Raw genomic sequence first — 17,610 nt, 5'->3', positions numbered from 1 at the left:
GCGACCTGCAAAATGAAAAAGGCCCGGGATGATCCCGGGCCTTTTTTGGCAGATGGTCGCTTGCCGTTAGCGCAGCATGCCGCCGACGACGCCGCCGATGAAGCGGCCGGCACCGGCCGGATCGGGGCCGGGAGCAGGAGCGCTGTACTGACGCTGCGGAGGGGGCTGGTGCGGTTGAGGCTGCGCCTGAACGGTGCTGGGGGCGCGGCGCTTGGGGGCGGGACGCTCCTCATCGGAACTGGCGGTCGGTGCGGCCGCCACGATCTCCGTCAACAGCGCCTTGTGCTGCAGCTTGTTGAGGTAGCCGCTCTTCGGATAGCCGCGCGCCGCCTGCCAGCGCGTGATCACGGCGCGGGTCGGGGCGTCGAACTGGCCGGTGACCTTGGTATCGAAACCGAGCCCGTTGAGGCGGCGCTGCACGTCGCGGCGCTGGCCTTTATCGAGGCCGATCTGGTCCTCGGTGGTCTGGCTTGCTTCTTCCTTGAAGGTCGCGGGATCGATGCCGGTGCTCAAGTTGCGGGTTGCATCCTTTGCACCGCTCTCCAGCGACGCAATCCGCGACAGCGCCAGTGACCGGAACTGACCGTTAGGATAGTTGGTCAGATACGCGTTGAACTCTTCCGGCTTGTTGGAATCCTTGATCGAGCGCCAGAACTCCAGTTCGACGTCAGAGCCCGGCTTTGGACCCGACGCCGGCGCTGCAGCCGCCACGGCGCCGGGCGCGGGCGCGCCGTTCAGGTAGACCGCGCCGATCAGGTTGGTGTGACCCCAGGGGAGCTGACCCTTGTTGGTCTCTTCGTTGACCTGGGCGCGGACCTTGGTCATCGCTTGCTGGATCTCGACGCCGGGCTGGGTGAGGTTGGCGAGCAGGGCGCGCGTGAACGGGCTGTTGCCGCCTTCCTGGCCATCGAGCGCGGTCTGGCCCGGGCCGGTCGCAAACGCGATCAGCGTGCCTTCGCCGGACTTCATTTCGGCGAGACCAGTCTGCACGTTGACGCTGCGGGTGGCGGAGTTCGACTTGATCTTGGCTGCGAACGGGTTGTCGCGGCAAGCGTCGAGGAACACCAGCTTGACCTTGGCATCGCCCATGGTCTGCTCGAGGGTGAGGTCGATATTGATCGCGGCGCCAAGCTTGACGTCCATTTCGGATTTGATGTCGGCGTCGATCGGCAACAGATAGTTGGTGCCGGAGATGGCAATGCCATGGCCGGCATAGAAGAACAGCGCGACGTCGGCGCCTTGCGCCTTCTTCCCGAAGTCGAGCAGACGTTCGGTCATCTTGTCGCGCGTGAGGTTGGACCCTTCGACCACCTCGAATCCGACATTGCGCAGCGCGGCGGCCATCGCCTTTGCGTCAACGGAAGGATTCGGAAGCGGAGCAACGTTCTTGTAGGTGCCGTTGCCGACGACGAAAGCGACGCGCTTTTCGGCTTGAGCGGTTCCGGCCGCAAAGACCATGCATATGACGGACAAAATGAGCGTTGGGTAACGCATATGAAATCCCCCTGCAGAATCAACAAAGGCTTTGGCTGTAACGCTGGCTGGACATTACAAATATCGCCCGCTTCGCACCACAAAAAAGCAGCCGAACGGCCAAATCCGGGGCCATCCGTTACCGTCGCGACACGCGCCGTAGCGTGATCTAGATCACAGCCCGGGAAATAAACTTCAGCCTTGCACGCGCGCAGGCGAAGGATTCGGTCTCAGGTTCAACAGATTGCCGGTGAGGATCAGCGCCGCGCCGAGCACGGTGAATGCATCCAGCCGTTCCGAATAGATCAGCCAGCCCGCGGCGGCGCTCAACGGAACCCGCAGAAAATCCATCGGGATCACCACGGTGGCATCCGCGTGCAGCATCGCGCGCGCCATGCAGTAGTGGGAAAACGTGCCGCAAAACGCGATCACCACCACCCAGCCCCAGAGATGGGCTGGCGGCCACGTCCAGACGTAGAGTGCGGGTAGAAGACCAGCCGCGGACTGTATCACCAGCATCCAGAACATGATCGAGAGCGTCTGCTCGGTCCGGGTAAGCGACTTCACCATCGCTACCGAAACGCCGAATCCGACCGCGGCCGCCAGGGCGATTAACTGCCCCGGATTGATCTCGCTGGCAGCGGGGCGAACGATGACCACGACGCCGATGAGGCCGAGCACGATCGCCGTAATCTTCCAGGGTGTCATGCGCTCGCCCAGAAACGTAGCGGCCAGGATCGCGGTCCAGATCGGCATGGTGAATTCGATCGCCACCACCTGACCGATCGGGATCAGCGTGAGCGCAAAGAACCAGCCAAGCTGCGCGCCGTAGTGGATGAGGTTGCGCGCAACGTGCTGCGGCAACCGCGCCGTCTTCATCATGGCAAATCCGCCACTGGCGCGGATCAGAGGGTACAGCATCAGAAAGCCGAGGATCGAACGCATCTCCATGAGCTGGAACACGTTGATCTCGCGCGCCGCCTCGCGTCCGGCGATCGCGATGATCAGCATCAGGGTCAGCCAGCCGGCCATCCACAGCGCAGCCAGGGTTTTGGATTGTGTGCGGTCCATTCGCGGGGAGATTGTTGAGGGCAGGCCGGTATCGGCGAGCGGGCCACAATTTGCAACGCGCAAATGCGTGGGGGCAGCGATGCACGCCTTCGCAATTTCACTGTGGGAGCGGCTGCCGGTTCAGTGCTAAGAGCGGCGGTCTCAGGGAGGACTTACGCATGCGCATCTTGCAACCGGCCGAATGGTCGAAACCCCGCGGCTTCTCGCATGGTGTCGAGGTCGACGCTTCAGGCAAATGGATCGTGTTGGCCGGCCAGACCGGCGGCGACGAGAAGGGCGATTATGCCCCCGACATGGCCGCGCAGGTAGGCACGGCGCTCAAGCGCATCGTCAAGCTGCTTGGCGAAGCAGGCGCCGGCCCCGAGCACATCGTCCGCTTGACCTGGTACCTGACCAGCCGCAGCGAATACGAGGCCGCAGGTCCCGGCATCGGTGCGGCCTGGAAGGAAACACTCGGGCGCAATTTCCCGCCGTCGACGCTGCTCTACATCGACGGGTTGGTCGACGTCAGGGCCAAGGTCGAAATCGAAGTCACCGCCTTCGTGCCCAAGGCGTAACCGGACATCACAACCACCGGACGGGCGCTGTCCGTTTCATCAGGCGCGCCGGCAAAGACAAAAGGATACCGTGAGCCAATGACCACTACTCGATCGACCTCTGCAGACTTCGTGACCGCCTTCGCAACCGGCTGGCCCGAGCACCAGCCCGACATCATGGTGCTGTCGTTGACCACGCACCGCGGTGTGCAGGATTTTGCGTTCAACAAGGAGCAGGCCTTGCTGATCGCCAAGACGATCAAGGAGACCGCGGCGAAACTCGAGAAGCCGAAGACGAGCTAAGGGTTGAACGAGATCCACACTTGTCGTCGCCCGCGAAGGCTTTTCGCGGGCGATGACGGTTTAGGGCGGGATTGGTCTACTTCGACAGCGAGATATTGGCAGCGCGGAACACGCTGTCGGCCCGCAGGGCGATCTGCTGCTTGTTGCCGGAGGTCTTCAGCGAGATGTTGGCGGCGAATCCGGCCGCCTGGGCGATGACCTGGAAACTGCCGCCAGCCCCGCGGCCCTGGATGGTGCCGCCGATGTTCCGGCTGGTTTCGCTCCAGGTGCCACTGACTTCGCCTCCGGCTGCGACCACCGCCGCTTGCAGGTTGAACCTGTAGGCGTCGCTGGCGCAGGTGAGGGCCATTTCCATGCTGGCCCCGATCACCTTGTAGGTGGAGCGGCAGCGGATCCGCTCGCTCGAACCGTCATCCAGCGTCACTGTGCCGGGACCGGACCATGTGCCGGCCATGCCGGCGAACGTGCTGGACTGGGCGTGGCTCGTAGTGGTGGTGGCAAAGGCCGTCATAAAAAAAGCGACGGCTGCGAATGTCAGCCGCCGCGCTTTGGCAGAAGATTCAAAGGTCTGGCTTGCCTTACTGACGGGACGCTTCCCATCGACCGCTACATGCGACACCCGCTGAAGCCCCATTCCATTTCCCCGATCCGGAGTTGCCACTGAGTTGACCGTTCGCATATGCACCATTGATCGAGACTCGTACAAGTCCCCCGCTGCCGACGCTGCCGGAAACCGGACCGCCCGAAATCTTGCCGCCGGTGACATTCACGGTCGACGTAGTCTGCGCATCGCAATTGCCCGTTTTTGTGACAACGGTGACCTGCCAAAGACCATCGTAGGGGTTCTGGGCGGAGGCGGGAGCGCTGGCAAAGGTGGCGGCGGAAGCAAGCAACGAAACAAACAACAGGTTGTGAATGCGGTTGGAGCGCATGGGTCAAGTCCCCGAAATGTGTGTGATGGCGCACCTTATCTGGTCACAATGTGTTCAAACTTGGGTGCGCCGCAGCACTGTGGAAAGTTCCCGCGATCTCAAACACATCAAGGTGAATCTGGTTCCGGCGGAGGAACGGAAAAATTCGCAGTTTCGTCGTGATTGCGGCAAATTGCGGGGGTTTGCGGTATGATGGTAGAGGTTACTGCTTGGCGTCGGTCAGGCTCGGTGCCTTGGTGGCAAATTCCTCATCCTGGGGCGTGGCCGGCAGGCTGCCGTGCGCTTTGGCGTGGTAAATGACATCGGCCAACAGTTTCTGGCCGAGCGGCGCCAGCGCGCGCTCCCAGAGCTCTCGGGCGGTTTCCCCTTTTTTGACGAACACCCATTCCTGCGCGGCGATCGCGCCGGCATCCATCCGATCGGCAAGATGGTAGATGGTACCGCCAGCGATCGGATCGCCTTCCTTGATGGTCCATTCGACTGCGGCGATGCCGCGATGCCGGGGCAGCAGCGAGGGGTGATAGCCAATGCCGCCGAGTTTGGCTGTGGCCAGCGCCTCCCTGGTGACGCGGGCATGGCTGTGTGCAGTGACGATCAGGTCGGTCGCTGGTGCGATTTCCGAAGCGATCACGCGCTTCGGATCGGCCTGCACCGCGACGTCAACCCTGGCGGCCCGCGCCGCGGCGGCAAGCCGGTCCTCGCCGTCGTGAACGACGACTCGAACGATATCGACCCCATGTTGGCGTAGGGTATTGAATGTTGTCACGCCAAAATGGCGGGAACCGACCAGGGTAATCCGCATATGTTCTGTCCGTCGTTAATCAGGCCGGTATGCCGATAGCACACGATGCCGGCCTGTTTCGATGCTCGCCAACAGGGGCGCGGGTTATCAACAGGCGGGCCGGAACAGCAGAGGCGGAGCGGCGGGGCCTAATCCTGTTCCGTCACCATGACAGGATTCGCAGCTCTGGCCTGGAATAGGGCGAGGCCGGTGATCGGACCGGCTCGGGCTGTTGTTCATCAGCCACCCTTTGCAGGCACGCCCGCAAGTCGGCGCTGCACTGCTTCATCTGGTTGCGAAGCTCGCGCCGGGCGAAGGTGGTGAGGGTGGGATCGCCAAGCTGCTGCCAGGCAGCGCGCAGCCATTGCTGCAGGGCGCGGATATCGGAATCGAGCACTTCGGGCTGGTCCATGCCGCCGGAATCTCAAAACGTGATCGCGCCTTGATTAGGACTGATTCTCCCGCCGACGCCTACTCCGTAACAGGGCGGGCAGCACGAAAATGGGCTCGCCTGGAAGCGGGGAACGCGCGCCCTACATGTTCGTTGAGTGGGAGCCTCCTGGAGAGACCTAGATGTCCCGCAATCCGGCGCTTGTTCTCTTCGTGGCGCTCAGCCTGACCGTTCCCGTAAAGGCATTCGCACAACTGACGCCGCCAGCCGGCTCGGCGGGCGCCGGCAATTCGCCGATATCGGGCGTGCCGTTCGGACCGGCCAACCCCAGGGCGCTCTCCGATCCCAGCGGCATCGGCAATGCCGCGAACGTGCCACCGCTCCGCCCCAACCCCCCGCCGCCGGCCGTCTCCTACGGCTCAGTCGAAGCGCCGCGCGCACGTGTCGTAACGCCGCCATATCCAAGCGCCTCGCAGCGGATCATCAGCGCGCGCAAGGCCCCGCGTAAGGCGCCGGTTCGGCCACGGGGGCGGCCGGAGGTGAGTAGGTTCACCGGGATCTGCCGCGGGTGCTAGCAATCAAATTGCGATCCATCCTGCGGGAAGCGAAGCGCGCCGGAAGACTGACATTTCCGTGCCCGGCCACAGCTAGGAACAAATTTTCTCTTGCCGGATTTGTCCAACGTCAAGCGCTCAGTGGTCGTGCGTGCTGGTCCCTCCATGTGCCGACTCCGAGTATCGTGCAACGCAATATTGCCCTTCGGCAGGGATGGCGGGAATGAACATCCAGCGACGGACGGCCAAGACTTTCTCCCAGCCAGGCCGGTCCGCCTTCCTGGACGTGCCTCATCTGCCTCGCGATGAATGGCGGCCGGCGCACGAAGACCGGCTGGCTGTCGCCTACGAATATGTCGGCTTCGGCATCGTCGAGATCGATGAGGCTGGACGGATGCTGCGCGTCAACCAGAAGGCCTGCGATCTGGTGGGACGAGAAGCGGCCGACTTGCTCGGCCGTTCCATCTTTGACGAGACCTCGCCACAGGACGTCGCGCAGGATCTCGCGCAGTTCAAACGACAGATCGCGGGCGAAATCGATCGCTACACCGTCGAAACGCGTCTCGCGCGCAAGGACGGGTCATACGTCTGGGCGGAGGTCACGTCCTCAAGCGTTTGCGATGCGTCGGGAAATTTCCTCTACGCGGTGCGCGCTCAGCATGACATCAGCGCCCGCAGGCAAGCCGAACAGGCGCGGTGCGCCGCCGAAGACCGTGCGCAGCAACTCGCGTCGATCGTGGAATCCTCCGACGACGCGATCATCAGCAAGGATCTCGACGGGATCATCAGGACCTGGAATTCGGGCGCCGAGCGGCTGTTCGGCTATACCGCCGGCGAGGTCCTCGGCGAGCCCGTGACGATTCTTTTTCCGCCAGGACGCGAAAACGAGGAGCCCGGGATCCTCGCGCGCATACGGCGAGGCGAGCGCATCCACCATTACGAAACGGTTCGCCGGCGGAAGGACGGGAGCCTTGTGGACATCTCGCTGACCGTCTCGCCCGTGCGCGACCGCGCCGGAACTATCGTCGGCGCGTCGAAGATCGCCCGCGACATCACCGATCGCAAGCAAGCCGAACGCAAGCTGCGGGAGAGCGAGCAGCGTCTTTCGGAATTGCTCGGGGCGATTCCCGCTGCGGTCTACACGACCGACGCGCAAGGGAAAATTACCTATTTCAATCCGGCCGCAGTCGAGTTCTCGGGGCGGACGCCGGCGCTCGGCAGCGACGAATGGTGTGTCACATGGAAGCTGTTCAACCCCGACGGCACGCCGCTTCCGCACGACGAGTGCCCGATGGCGGTTGCGCTGAAGGAAGGACGCGCCGTGCGCGGCGCCGAAGCAGTTGCAGAACGGCCGGACGGGACGCGGGTGCCGTTCATTCCGTTCCCGACGCCGCTGCGGGACACTTCCGGCCAGATCACCGGCGCCATCAACATGCTGGTTGATATCAGCGAGCGACGGCAAGCGGAAACCCAGCAACGGCTTTTGCTCGATGAACTCAATCATCGCACCAAGAACAACATGCAGATGCTGCAGTCGCTGCTTTTCTCGGCAGCAAGGACCGCACCCAGCGAGGAGGCGCGCAAAGTCCTGAAAGAAGCTAGCGCACGGATCGCGGCCATGGCTGCGGCGCAGCGTGTGCTGTACGGCCGAAGCGATGCCACCTGCTTCGCTGCGGAGGAATTTCTGCCGGCGGTTTGTCAAACCATTCGGCAGTTGCTGCCGCTGGATGCACGAATTGAGTGTGGCGCGGCGCGCGGCGCGCTTTCCAACGACATAGCGATGCCGCTGGCATTGATATTGAACGAACTGCTGACAAACGCCGTGAAGCACGGCATCAGGGACTATGCGAGACAGGCCGTTCGCGTCACCCTGACCAGACAGGACGAACGGCTGGCGCTCTGTGTCGAGGACGACGGCGAGGGGTTCGACCTGGAGGCAGTGCGCAAGACCTCGTCCGGGCTCCGGCTCGTACTCGGCCTCGCACGCCAGCTCCATGGAACGCTTCACGTCACGAAAAATCCATCGCGGGCGTGCCTCGATTTCCCCGCCGCTAAAATCTAAAGCGGTGACCGATGAGGCATCCGCAAAGCGCGGGTCATTTTGCGTTGCCATCCGAACCGGATCGGAACTTGTTACCACCTGCCGAACAGACCCAGCGCTTAGAAGACACGCAGGGCCCGCCCAGGGTTCTTGTCGTCGAGGATGATTTCCTGATCGCCTTGCAGACCGAAGTTGCGCTGACGGCTGCCGGCTTTGAAGTTGTCGGTCCGGCCACGACCGCCGAGGAAGCCGTCGCGCTCGCCAGCGAGGCCCAACCGACGCTTGCCGTGATGGATATTCGCCTGGCCAGCACCCGCGACGGTATCGACGCCGCACGACAACTCTATCAGGACTTCGCCATTCGGTGCATCTTTGCGACCGCTCACGACGATGTGTACACGCGCGGGCGCGCCGAGCCCTACGCCCCGCTCGGATGGCTGCCGAAGCCGTACACCATGGCGTCGCTGGTATCGGTGGTCGTCGAGGCTCTCGCGCAGTTGCGCCGGCTGTAGCGGAGGCGTCGCGCCCGACTGGTTTGGCTAAAGCCGCGCTCGGAACTCACCGGTCCGGCGGCCGCGGACCTCCATCGGACAGGACATCGATAAGGGCAGCAGACGTTCAACAAACGTTGCCGCGGCGCCTGACGACGTCTTGTTTCTCCGCTCGCGCGCTAGTCGGTGCGGTAGGCATCCAGCGCGTGGGCGGCGAAGATCCCGATGCTAATCAGGGCGAGGATCGCTGAGAGCTCGATCATTGTTCGGCCTCCCGCCTATCCATTGCAGCGAGGAGCCTGTCGCGTGACCGGTTCCAGATGAGGTTGAAAAAGAATTGCACGGTGGCGTTCCCTGTTTTCGTTAATAACAAGGTATGCAGCCGTTTGTTTCAGGCAGCGGTCGAGCAATCTCGAATTTGACGTTTGGCGAGGAACAGCGGGGCTAAATGGAAAAGGGGAGGCGGCGGCCCCCCGCGGTATGCTGTTTGGTCATACTATTGCGCGTCCGCGGTCGCTCTAGGTGAGCTCAAGCAAAAGCAGCGCAATAGTCGATTTAAGATTCTCACGGCGCGTGGTCAAAGCTCTCACCGTCATCGGAAATGCAAAGTGATGAGGATCTCTCGTCGGACTTTTCTGTAGTTCAGCCTCAATGCTTTGATCAAGCAAGCGGAGGGCGTTCTTGATATCGATTAGCATTGCTTCGGTCTGTTGACGCCTCCGCCTCCGCGCGTCGTCCGTTGCGAGCCGCTTGCGCTCTGCCATGGCCTGTCCCTTGGCCTGAGCGCGAACAAGATGTCGTAGATCCGCTGTCTCGAATTGGGGCTGGTTCATTTGTTTGCTCCGCAATGGCACATCGCTGGCAGCGACACTTGGTAATGCTGTGCAGAGAGCAAGGAGCTTGCCAGAAACAAGACGACCGCCGGGAGGGTGTCCGCATTAGAGGTGCTCCCGGGCAGGCTCAGTCCGGATGCCCGAGCTGAGCAACGGCCCCATAGAATCCGGGGCGTTAACTTTTTCTTAAGGATTCGGTTGAGATAGTTCAGAGTTTAAGAAATTGCGAATCATCGGGCTGGAGATTTGCCATGCTCACGACGGTTCTCTTGATGGCTTTGACCGCGCTGGCCGCTTGCACGGCTATTCTTGTCCGCTTCGAATTGCTGGCCCGAAAGCGAAGAGCGTCATAACTATTTCGGGCGGCAAGCCAACGCCGGCGAGGGTAGCGCAGCCGGACATCGGGCGCCAAACGGCTGCATAGAGCTACAGGTCGAAGACCACGCCAAGTCTGTACTCCTTGCGCCACACAACGCGACAAGGCAGCTTTAGCTTGTCATCCGGCAAGATCAATGTGAACTCATTGGGAATGCGGATCAGCTCGGAAAAGTCTAGCGCCGCGCCCGTGCTGGATATGTCACGAACGATGCAAGGATACTTGTCGCCGCCGTAATCGATCTTGGCAGGCTTCATCACGCGAACACGTGGAGCAATCCGAGTTTCCACCATCGCAATAACCCACTTTGAAATACAGCCTTTGTAGCACTGAATTCTTAAAGCGGTCCAAAGAAGGAACCCGGTTTCAGGCACATCGTGCTTTCTCAAATAGCGGCGCCCATCCGAGCTCCGCTTGCCGCACGACCTGACAGCCGCACTTGATTCCGCTGGCGATCGGCGTCGAGGACAGTCGAATGGCTACCGTGATAACCGCCGCAGAACACGACGGCACCGAAGACGCCGGATTCGCGCATCTCTCCAAAGGTAATTTTCTGCGGGCGCTGCATCGCGCCCAATTCTGCCAAGAATCGAAATCAGCCTGAATAAGCCATTTTGGGGAGTGCCCTTTTGGGGAGTGCCCTGGCGTGGCATGGCTCTGCGCATGTCGTCCGGCAACGTCGTGCGCAGAGCCTTCCGGTTCAGGCTGGCGGGCGTGTTCTTTGTCGGCGGCCGTACAGACGACGGTCCGATGGCGGACTATTTTGAACGTTCCCCCCGGCAATGCTCCCAAAGCCCCCGCCGGGGGGCCTCTGTGCGGCGGCCCCGGTGCGTTGCGTATTGCCGGGGCCGCTAACCGGTCGATTCAACGCGGTATGCACATCATGGATTGCCGACTCCATCGGTAATATGGGCCGCAAGGCGGAGATGGCTGGGATGTGGCCGGGCACACGTTCCGGACCGGCAAACCTTGCTGCCATCCATCGCGGACACAGGCCCCTTCAGACGTGCTGCTGCACCCGACTCCACATCTGCCCGCGGCCAAAGCTGGTTCGGCAAGAGCAAAAGCTGCAAAGAAGGCCCCTAAGCAAGCAAAGCGGATCATCATGGCGGCTCCTCGCTGTCTTGATTGCATGGGTTAAATTGGCGCCGTGAATACCGTTCCTTTGCCCATGCTCGGATCCAAGCTGCCGCCGGTCACGCTGGCGGGCCATTTTCGTTCAGTGTAGGGACAGAAGCATGAAAGCAATTGCACTGGCGGCCATCCTGCTCACCGCTTCACTTGCGCCGGAAATCATACGCAGTACGGCTCAGCAAGTCGCGAGCTGGCAGATGTCGCACTTCCATGAAGTACCCCAGGCGCCTGAAACTGATTGGACGCGTGCCGCCTTCTATATCGGTCTCGCAAGATGGGCCGCCACACCAGGTCAGATGAAACACTTCGACGCGATCCGAGAGCTTGGAGAACGCACCGGTTGGCAGATCGGCAACAGCGACTGGGCGCCCCCGATCTACTTTGCCGACGATCACGCCATCGGGCAGGTCTACATAGCCGCCTACGATCATTTCGGCGATGAACGCATGATCGAGCCGACAGTGCAGCGGCTAGAGTATATCTTGCAGCACCCACCGCTGGTTCCGCTCGAATTCGACAACGCGAAGTGCCTACAGCGATGGTGTTGGTCCGACGCCATCTTCATGGGGCCGGCGACATGGTTCGGCATTGCACGCATCAAAAAGGACCAGCGCTTCCGAGACTATGCCGACAAGGAATTCTGGGCCACGAAAGACTTCCTGTTTGATAGCGAAGAGCACCTGTTCTACCGCGATAGCCGCTTCATCGGGAAAACTGGTGCGCATGGCGAAAAGATATTGTGGGGCCGTGGTAACGGCTGGGTGCTCGCTGGGCTTGTCAATATCCTACGCGAGCTGCGCTCCGGCGACCCGCTGCACGAGAAATACGTCAACCTGTTCGTCGAGATCGCCGATCGGGTAGCGAGCCTCCAGCGCCCGGATGGCTTCTGGTCCACGTCGCTGCTCGCTCCGCCCGATGAAGGCACCCCGGAATCCAGTTGCACTGGTCTCCTGACCTACGGCCTGGCCGCCGGGGTGCGGATGGGACTTCTCGACGCAAAGCGGTTTAGTCCTGTGATTGAACGAGGTTGGCGGGCTCTGGCATCGGCGACGGTTGACGGCCGGCTCGGCCGCGTGCAGCAGATCGGCGACAAGCCGGACGCCGTTCAGATCACAGACACCCAGCTCTATGGGTCTGGCGCTCTCTTGTTGGCTGCATCTGAACTCGTCCATTAACACAACAGTTCGCGCGCACTAGTTGCGGTCGCGGCATTGCCGCATCTACGGTGCGAAGGACTGCATTCGCCATGTGGCTTTCAATGTATCCGGGCACCTCCGGTGACAAGGATCGCCATTACTATCGCCTTAGGAGACCTGATTTGAACTTCGGAACAAAGTTCCCTTCAGGAGTGTTATCCCGATGCCAAGGACAACACTCGAGGTGCGCTGGGGGTTCGTTCCCGATCAAGCGATTTAGCTGGGTGTCGCCTGATGTGATGCAGGCGGCGGTGTCGGCCGATGGCAGAACCGTCTGCGCCTCGATCCGCCGCGTGAAACTCCTCGTGCAGTCGCTCGATCGGATTGGTGGTAGTGGCGATGTGGCGACTCCGCCGCGCGAATTCCCACCACATTTCCAGGCGGCACCAGTGCCGTTGTCATGCAACCGGTTAAGGACAATGCATGGCGCTTGAACAGGTGGATGGCGACGGCTCTGGGTTTGCGAGGCCGAAACTCGGCCTCGCATTTGCTGCTCGCCATGCCGAGACGTTTCTCGTGCTCCTTGTGCTGAGCGTGGCCTTGGTCATCGGGCTTGCGACCGCCGCGGATTACGGGCTGTCGACCGACGAATTCAACACCGACGATTACGGCCCCAAGGCGCTTGCCTGGTACACGAGCGGCTTTGCGGACCGGTCTCAGTTCGAGACGGTCGAAGAGTATCTGTGGATGTATGGACCGTGGTTTCAGATGCTCGTCGCGGCCGTGCAGTCGCTTGACCTCGCGAGCCCGATCACGGTCCGGCACGCCATGACCTTCCTGTTTGGCCTCGCTGGGCTCGCCGCCGTCGTGCCGATGGCACGGCTCACGGTCGGGCATTGGGCTGGGTTGACGGCGCTAACCCTGTGCTTGCTGACCGGCTACCTGTACGGCAACCTGTTCTTTGCCCCCATCGACGTGCCGTTCCTGTTCGCCATGAGCTGGTCGACGCTCGCGATCGTCCTGATGGTGCGGCAGGAGGTGCCGAGCTGGCGTCTGACCCTTGCGACCGGCCTTGCCACTGGCCTTGCCATCGCGACGCGCACCGGCGGGGTGATCACGCACGCCTACCTCGTCGGCGGCATGAGCCTGTGCGCGCTCGAGGCGCTGCTGCGCCATGGCCGCGCGGGCTATGGCCAATTGCGCCAGATCGCCTTGCATACGCTGCTCGCCATCCTCGTCGCCTGGCTGACGGCGATCGCGCTCTGGCCGTGGTTGCAGATTGGACATCCGCTCACACAATTCCTCGAGGCCTATCGGCACTTTGCTCCGCTCGACACCTCGTTCGAATTCCAGAACTGGGGCCAGCGCACGTTCACCGATAAGCTGCCCGCCTGGTACATCCCCGGACAGCTTCTGGCGCGTTTGCCCGAGGGTTTTTTGGCGCTGCTGTTGCTCGGCATGGCGGTCTGGATCAGTGCTGCAGGGTCCTGGACGCGCGCCGCCCTCGGCGCCCTGCGTCGGTCCGGCGTCGTGGGATTGCGACCGGTCGCGGCCGAGCTCGCAGGATCGCGCGCGGTGCTGGTCGTCAGCGTGGCGGCGTTCGGGCCCATCGGGGTGCTCATCCTGCAGGGCTCGACGCTCTATGACGGTGTCCGCCACATATTGTTCGTGATCCCAATGCTCGCCATCGTGGCCGCGCGCGGGCTGACGAGCCTTTTGCCCTTCTTGCGACGCCGCCCGATTGTGCCCGCGGCCCTCGGGGTCGCGCACACGGCCGTCATCGTGGTGACGCTCGTCATCCTGCATCCGCTCGAATATATCGCGATGAACAGTGTGGCAGGCGGCGTCGCCGGCGCTTACGGCCGATTCGACCTCGACTATTGGGGCATGGCGGCTCCCGAGGCGCTGCGCCGCCTCGAGGGTCGAATTGACGCCGAAGGCCGGTTCGCGGGCGATCCACCGCGCGTGCTGGTCTGCCTGGGCTGGCGCGAGCAACTGGCCGGCGTGATGTTCCGTCGCAACTGGATTGCCGAAACCGATCTGCACAAGGCGGACTACCTGATCGCCACCGAGCGCTGGCCTTGTGCCGACGGCACGTCGGCCGTACTGGTTGATGAGGTCACACGATTTGGCCGCCCGTTCGCCCGGATCTACGCCAATCGCGGGCTCGGCGAGTGACGCCAACTCCGGGCGTGACTTGACAATGGGATCTATTTCTTCGCCTGCAATTCGATCGGGGGCGCCTCGGCCTTTCGGCCCAACATGACCGGCCGCCGTTTTCGCGGCGGGCCTGCCTCACGCCGGCTCTCCTTGGCGCGATTGATCGCGACGGCGCGCGCCAGACGCGTGATCATATCGAGCTGGAGCCGCAACTTGAGATGCAAGTTGAGCATGATGAGCAGGCTGATCACGACCCAGGTGTAGACGATGAGGTCGGAGCCGCGGCCGATTCCCACGAAGGCCGCAAGCGCGGTGGCATGCTCCGGCACCCAGACGAAGTAGAGGCCGGCGAGCGCGGCGCCGCTCGCGAGCGGGCCGATGATCGGCACTGTCCGATGCTCCGACCAGGCGTAGACCAGAACCAACGCCAGAAAGGCGCTCAACAATAGCTGCGCGATCATCGGTAGAGCCTCCGCGCAAACAGATCGATCAGGATGGCCAGCGCATCGGTGATGCGTTGACCCTTGGCCAGCGAATAGGCGCTGTACTCGATGTTCACCGGCACCTCGACAAAGCGCAGGCGGCTCTGCGCGATCTGGTGCAGGATCTCGGACGCGTGCGCCATTCGGTTCTGTCGCAAGGAGATCGCGCGGGCGCCGCGCGCGGTCATCGCCCGTAGGCCATTGTGGGTATCGGTGACCGGCAGTCCGGTGCTCGCGCGCGTGAACCAAAGCGCAGCGCTGAGCAGGATGCGGCGCGACACCGGCAGATTTGCCGTCGCGCCGGCGAGAAAGCGGCTGCCGAGCGCGAAATCGATGCCGGGCTGCTCGATCGCCGCGAGCAGCGCCGCGATGGCCACGGGGGAATGCTGGCCGTCGGCGTCGAACGTGACGAGCGCATCCGCACGCTGCTCGAGGGCGTAGTCGATACCGGTCTGCAGCGCGGCGCCCTGTCCGAGGTTGACCGGATGCCGGACGACGACCGCGCCTGCGAGCAACGCTACGTCGCCGGTCCGGTCACTGGAGCCATCATCGACCACGACGACCGCGTATCCGGCGCGGCGAATACCAGACACGACGCTGCCAACCACCGGCGCTTCATTGTACGCCGCAACAACGACCCAGGGATTGCGAATCCGGCCGGTCATGGTGGCGCCTTGCTCAAGACCACGCGCATCGCGTCAAACAGGTTCACCGGAATGGCGAACCGGTTGCCGGTCGGGCTGGCCGCGAACTTGCGACCGAGCATGCGACCGACCTGGAAGGCGATCAGCGAGAACGGCACGAATTTCCAGGGGTAATTGGAACTCTCGACGCGAAGGCCGACCGAATGGGCCAGAGACGCGATGCTGGCGCGATTGAAGAACCACAGGTGCTGGGGAGGCGTCATCAGGCGCCAGTGCGCGCCGGTCGACCGCGCCGCCAAGGAACCGAAGTCTCCGGTCGTCAGCACGATGATTCCGTCCGGCCGGAGATGGTCCGCGAGTAGGGCGAGGGCTTCCTGCGGATCGGGCAGATGCTCAATGACGTCGAGGAGGACGATAACATCCAGGGTGCCAAGCGACTCGAGAGTCGCTTCGTTCAGCAGGCCGCAGATGACGTTCAAGCCGAGATCGCCAGCATGGGCAGCAGCCTGGCCCGCCGGCTCGATGCCGCGCACCTCAAATCCCGCGCGGCGGGCTTCATCGAGAAAGAAGCCGTAGGCGCAACCGATCTCGAGCAGGCGGCCCTGTGGCTTGCGGTGCTGGATGAACTCGACCGTGCGGGCGAACTCGCGCCGTAGCACGGGTTCGGCGCCGCGATAATCGGCGTAGCCGTCGGACTGACGGCCGGAAAAGTAGCCGTCGTCATAATAGGCGAGGGGATCGAAGCTCGATGCCTCGGTGCGTCCCAGTCCACAGTCCCGACATTGAAAGATGTCGCAACCGTTCTTGATGTAAAGAAACCGATGTGGCGTCGCCCGACTGCACGCGGGACACTTAAGCGTAAACGCAGCGCGGTCGTTTCGCATCAGCACATGCGTCCCCAACGACGTTTCTCCAGCGCGAAAAAAACGCCTCCGATGCCGAACTGTTCCGCTTGGCGAACAGCCACGGGGTCGCAGGTTGCTTTCCTGTGTCTGGACTTCGAATATTGACCCTTTCGGCGTCCGACCGTGACCCTGGTCAGAGTCTTATTTCGACAATGCTTCAGATGGTTAGGTGCAACGCGCAGGGGTCAACCTTGGACACCGATTGGTGTGGGCAGAGCGCGCCGATTCACACGTGGCATCGTATAATGCGGCGCGGATGCCCGCGACGGCTGAGGGCGCGCGAATGCGGAGCGCTGCCGCAGTCCTGTTCAGAGGATGGCGCTCAATTGCGTTGTTCACCGCTCTGTTGACCATTCGACAGATATTGCCAGATTGTCCGCCTGTATGAGAGCGTAAGACGGGGTACCCGCTACCCTGTCTGGTTGTTTGAAAGTGGGGGAATACTTTGTATGGCCTGACCCTGCGCTGGGACCATTTTTATTCACCACAGACAGCTCTTATGACGGGCTACGCGGTCAGGATCGTTTTCTTCAGTGCATTGAGACTGAGCCTCTCTCCCATATCTCTTCTCTGAAGTTTCTTCGCGAGCAATAATTCAAATGGTTTCATGATCGCCAGGGTGCGTCATGCGGAGTGAGTGGGAGTCAATGTCGATTGAAAAAATGTTCGAGCTGCACCAACCGATGCAGTCAGTTTTTCCGCGAAGAACTGCTCGCCAAAAGGGCAGCGCTAGAAGATCGATTTCATCAGTTCAACCAGCCGCGGAGCGATTTAGCAAGCGCGAAGCCCACTCGGCGGGTGAAGCCGTCGATCTAACTAAACCGCCAATCGAGATTCGGTGTAAGAAGCGGTGTCGCTCGGTGAAGGTCGGGGGCGCCTTTGCGCCGTTGACGCTTGCAGCGCCTCTGCAAGACGGACCGCTTCTCTGAGCTTTTGAAGTTCGGCCATGCGGTGGGAAAGATCGAGGTCTATCTGCGAGAGACGCTGCTCAGATAAAATAAACTGATTCATCTTTTAATCCTCTCACCAACGCACCACTCAGAACCTTGCAGGTTATTCCCGTGGGCGCGTGAAGGTCTGCCCGCTTTGTTACACATGGCTGGACAAATATGAGCGAAAGCATGTATGGCGGCTCGAAATGGCTGGACGCCCAAATAAACATGGTTCCGAAGCGTCATATAATATGATTAAACAGCTCCCTTTTCATATTGCTGCCCCTTAAATGGTGGAATTAGTATTTTTCATTCTGAAAAAGAGCGCGCGCGATGGACGATCGCGAGCAACGTAAGAGCGAAGACCGGCGGTGATCCAGGGCCGTATCCTGAGGGCAACTGGAACTCCTAGGCACCCCGGGGCCTCGTTCTTTT

Annotated in this window: 19 protein-coding genes and 1 pseudogene; 8 read left to right on the top strand and 12 right to left on the bottom strand. The window is 61.9% G+C overall.

Annotation, left to right across the window (positions count from 1 at the left end):
• Positions 1-66: 66 nt before the first annotated feature.
• Positions 67-1,494 carry a caspase family protein gene (locus V1290_RS02205; RefSeq protein ID WP_334362790.1) on the bottom strand — a complete coding sequence of 476 codons (1,428 nt, stop codon included), beginning with the start codon at positions 1,492-1,494 and terminating at the stop codon, positions 67-69.
• Between the two features lie 174 nt (positions 1,495-1,668).
• Complete coding sequence (locus tag V1290_RS02200) at positions 1,669-2,544, bottom strand: DMT family transporter (RefSeq protein ID WP_334362789.1); 876 nt, start codon at positions 2,542-2,544, stop codon at positions 1,669-1,671.
• A 158-nt stretch (positions 2,545-2,702) separates the two neighbouring features.
• Here V1290_RS02200 and V1290_RS02195 point away from each other — a divergent pair, with 158 nt between their 5' ends.
• A complete protein-coding gene (locus tag V1290_RS02195; RefSeq protein ID WP_065729279.1) occupies positions 2,703-3,101 on the top strand; it encodes a RidA family protein in 399 nt (132 codons plus the stop codon).
• A 78-nt stretch (positions 3,102-3,179) separates the two neighbouring features.
• On the top strand, positions 3,180-3,383 hold the full coding sequence (locus V1290_RS02190; RefSeq protein ID WP_065747310.1) for a hypothetical protein: 204 nt from the start codon (positions 3,180-3,182) through the stop codon (positions 3,381-3,383).
• Between the two features lie 76 nt (positions 3,384-3,459).
• Here the strand turns inward: V1290_RS02190 and V1290_RS02185 are convergent, their stop codons facing one another.
• From V1290_RS02185 to V1290_RS02170, 4 genes are all read right to left on the bottom strand, one after another.
• Positions 3,460-3,894 (bottom strand): hypothetical protein, encoded by a 435-nt coding sequence (locus V1290_RS02185; protein WP_334362787.1) that lies wholly within the window; start codon positions 3,892-3,894, stop codon positions 3,460-3,462.
• A 67-nt stretch (positions 3,895-3,961) separates the two neighbouring features.
• The gene (locus V1290_RS02180) at positions 3,962-4,315 is read right to left on the bottom strand and encodes a hypothetical protein (RefSeq protein ID WP_083754438.1); all 354 of its coding nucleotides are present in this window, start codon (positions 4,313-4,315) and stop codon (positions 3,962-3,964) included.
• 202 nt (positions 4,316-4,517) lie between these two features.
• Positions 4,518-5,117 (bottom strand): formyltransferase family protein, encoded by a 600-nt coding sequence (locus V1290_RS02175; protein ID WP_334362786.1) that lies wholly within the window; start codon positions 5,115-5,117, stop codon positions 4,518-4,520.
• Positions 5,118-5,259: 142 nt separating this feature from the next.
• Positions 5,260-5,508: a hypothetical protein gene (locus V1290_RS02170; protein WP_334362785.1), complete on the bottom strand. Its 249-nt coding sequence runs from the start codon at positions 5,506-5,508 to the stop codon at positions 5,260-5,262.
• A 161-nt stretch (positions 5,509-5,669) separates the two neighbouring features.
• Between V1290_RS02170 and V1290_RS02165 the strand changes: the two genes are divergently transcribed.
• The 3 genes and pseudogenes from V1290_RS02165 (at position 5,670) to V1290_RS02155 (ending at position 8,594) form a co-directional block, all read left to right on the top strand.
• Positions 5,670-6,062, top strand: a complete 393-nt coding sequence (locus V1290_RS02165) for a hypothetical protein (RefSeq protein WP_334362784.1) — start codon at positions 5,670-5,672, stop codon at positions 6,060-6,062.
• A gap of 283 nt (positions 6,063-6,345) precedes the next feature.
• Positions 6,346-8,103: pseudogene (locus V1290_RS02160) on the top strand (PAS domain S-box protein); the annotation flags it as partial.
• A gap of 68 nt (positions 8,104-8,171) precedes the next feature.
• The gene (locus tag V1290_RS02155) at positions 8,172-8,594 is read left to right on the top strand and encodes a response regulator (RefSeq protein ID WP_334362782.1); all 423 of its coding nucleotides are present in this window, start codon (positions 8,172-8,174) and stop codon (positions 8,592-8,594) included.
• Positions 8,595-9,091: 497 nt separating this feature from the next.
• On the opposite strand, the gene V1290_RS02150 is transcribed toward V1290_RS02155, so the two are convergent.
• Positions 9,092-9,406: a hypothetical protein gene (locus V1290_RS02150; protein ID WP_334362781.1), complete on the bottom strand. Its 315-nt coding sequence runs from the start codon at positions 9,404-9,406 to the stop codon at positions 9,092-9,094.
• Positions 9,407-9,832: 426 nt separating this feature from the next.
• Entirely contained in the window at positions 9,833-10,171 is a 339-nt protein-coding gene (locus V1290_RS02145; RefSeq protein ID WP_334362780.1) for a PilZ domain-containing protein, read from the bottom strand.
• 50 nt (positions 10,172-10,221) lie between these two features.
• Between V1290_RS02145 and V1290_RS02140 the strand changes: the two genes are divergently transcribed.
• The 3 genes from V1290_RS02140 (at position 10,222) to V1290_RS02130 (ending at position 14,230) form a co-directional block, all read left to right on the top strand.
• Positions 10,222-10,386: a hypothetical protein gene (locus V1290_RS02140; protein WP_334362779.1), complete on the top strand. Its 165-nt coding sequence runs from the start codon at positions 10,222-10,224 to the stop codon at positions 10,384-10,386.
• A gap of 634 nt (positions 10,387-11,020) precedes the next feature.
• Positions 11,021-12,091 carry a glycoside hydrolase family 88/105 protein gene (locus V1290_RS02135; RefSeq protein WP_334362778.1) on the top strand — a complete coding sequence of 357 codons (1,071 nt, stop codon included), beginning with the start codon at positions 11,021-11,023 and terminating at the stop codon, positions 12,089-12,091.
• Positions 12,092-12,652: 561 nt separating this feature from the next.
• Entirely contained in the window at positions 12,653-14,230 is a 1,578-nt protein-coding gene (locus V1290_RS02130; protein ID WP_334362777.1) for a hypothetical protein, read from the top strand.
• A gap of 32 nt (positions 14,231-14,262) precedes the next feature.
• Here V1290_RS02130 and V1290_RS02125 read toward each other — a convergent pair whose 3' ends face one another.
• From V1290_RS02125 to V1290_RS02110, 4 genes are all read right to left on the bottom strand, one after another.
• Positions 14,263-14,673: a DUF2304 domain-containing protein gene (locus V1290_RS02125; protein ID WP_334362776.1), complete on the bottom strand. Its 411-nt coding sequence runs from the start codon at positions 14,671-14,673 to the stop codon at positions 14,263-14,265.
• Positions 14,670-15,359 (bottom strand): glycosyltransferase family 2 protein, encoded by a 690-nt coding sequence (locus tag V1290_RS02120; protein WP_334362775.1) that lies wholly within the window; start codon positions 15,357-15,359, stop codon positions 14,670-14,672. The genes V1290_RS02125 and V1290_RS02120 overlap by 4 nt, the downstream gene beginning before the upstream one ends.
• Entirely contained in the window at positions 15,356-15,997 is a 642-nt protein-coding gene (locus V1290_RS02115) for a class I SAM-dependent methyltransferase (RefSeq protein ID WP_334362774.1), read from the bottom strand. The genes V1290_RS02120 and V1290_RS02115 overlap by 4 nt, the downstream gene beginning before the upstream one ends.
• A 1,062-nt stretch (positions 15,998-17,059) precedes the next feature.
• Positions 17,060-17,254, bottom strand: coding sequence for a hypothetical protein (locus V1290_RS02110; RefSeq protein WP_334362773.1), 195 nt, complete (start codon positions 17,252-17,254; stop codon positions 17,060-17,062).
• Positions 17,255-17,610: the final 356 nt, after the last annotated feature.

Source organism: Bradyrhizobium sp. AZCC 1578, assembly GCF_036924675.1.
Taxonomy (GTDB): domain Bacteria; phylum Pseudomonadota; class Alphaproteobacteria; order Rhizobiales; family Xanthobacteraceae; genus Bradyrhizobium.
This window is presented reverse-complemented; position numbering and strand designations above follow the sequence as displayed.

Coding starts and splice junctions, on each gene's coding strand:
- V1290_RS02205 (WP_334362790.1), bottom strand. CDS start 1,494: ATGCGTTACCCAACGCTCATTTTGTCCGTCATATGCATGGTCTTTGCG.
- V1290_RS02200 (WP_334362789.1), bottom strand. CDS start 2,544: ATGGACCGCACACAATCCAAAACCCTGGCTGCGCTGTGGATGGCCGGC.
- V1290_RS02195 (WP_065729279.1), top strand. CDS start 2,703: ATGCGCATCTTGCAACCGGCCGAATGGTCGAAACCCCGCGGCTTCTCG.
- V1290_RS02190 (WP_065747310.1), top strand. CDS start 3,180: ATGACCACTACTCGATCGACCTCTGCAGACTTCGTGACCGCCTTCGCA.
- V1290_RS02185 (WP_334362787.1), bottom strand. CDS start 3,894: ATGACGGCCTTTGCCACCACCACTACGAGCCACGCCCAGTCCAGCACG.
- V1290_RS02180 (WP_083754438.1), bottom strand. CDS start 4,315: ATGCGCTCCAACCGCATTCACAACCTGTTGTTTGTTTCGTTGCTTGCT.
- V1290_RS02175 (WP_334362786.1), bottom strand. CDS start 5,117: ATGCGGATTACCCTGGTCGGTTCCCGCCATTTTGGCGTGACAACATTC.
- V1290_RS02170 (WP_334362785.1), bottom strand. CDS start 5,508: ATGGACCAGCCCGAAGTGCTCGATTCCGATATCCGCGCCCTGCAGCAA.
- V1290_RS02165 (WP_334362784.1), top strand. CDS start 5,670: ATGTCCCGCAATCCGGCGCTTGTTCTCTTCGTGGCGCTCAGCCTGACC.
- V1290_RS02150 (WP_334362781.1), bottom strand. CDS start 9,406: ATGAACCAGCCCCAATTCGAGACAGCGGATCTACGACATCTTGTTCGC.
- V1290_RS02135 (WP_334362778.1), top strand. CDS start 11,021: ATGAAAGCAATTGCACTGGCGGCCATCCTGCTCACCGCTTCACTTGCG.
- V1290_RS02125 (WP_334362776.1), bottom strand. CDS start 14,673: ATGATCGCGCAGCTATTGTTGAGCGCCTTTCTGGCGTTGGTTCTGGTC.
- V1290_RS02120 (WP_334362775.1), bottom strand. CDS start 15,359: ATGACCGGCCGGATTCGCAATCCCTGGGTCGTTGTTGCGGCGTACAAT.
- V1290_RS02110 (WP_334362773.1), bottom strand. CDS start 17,254: ATGAATCAGTTTATTTTATCTGAGCAGCGTCTCTCGCAGATAGACCTC.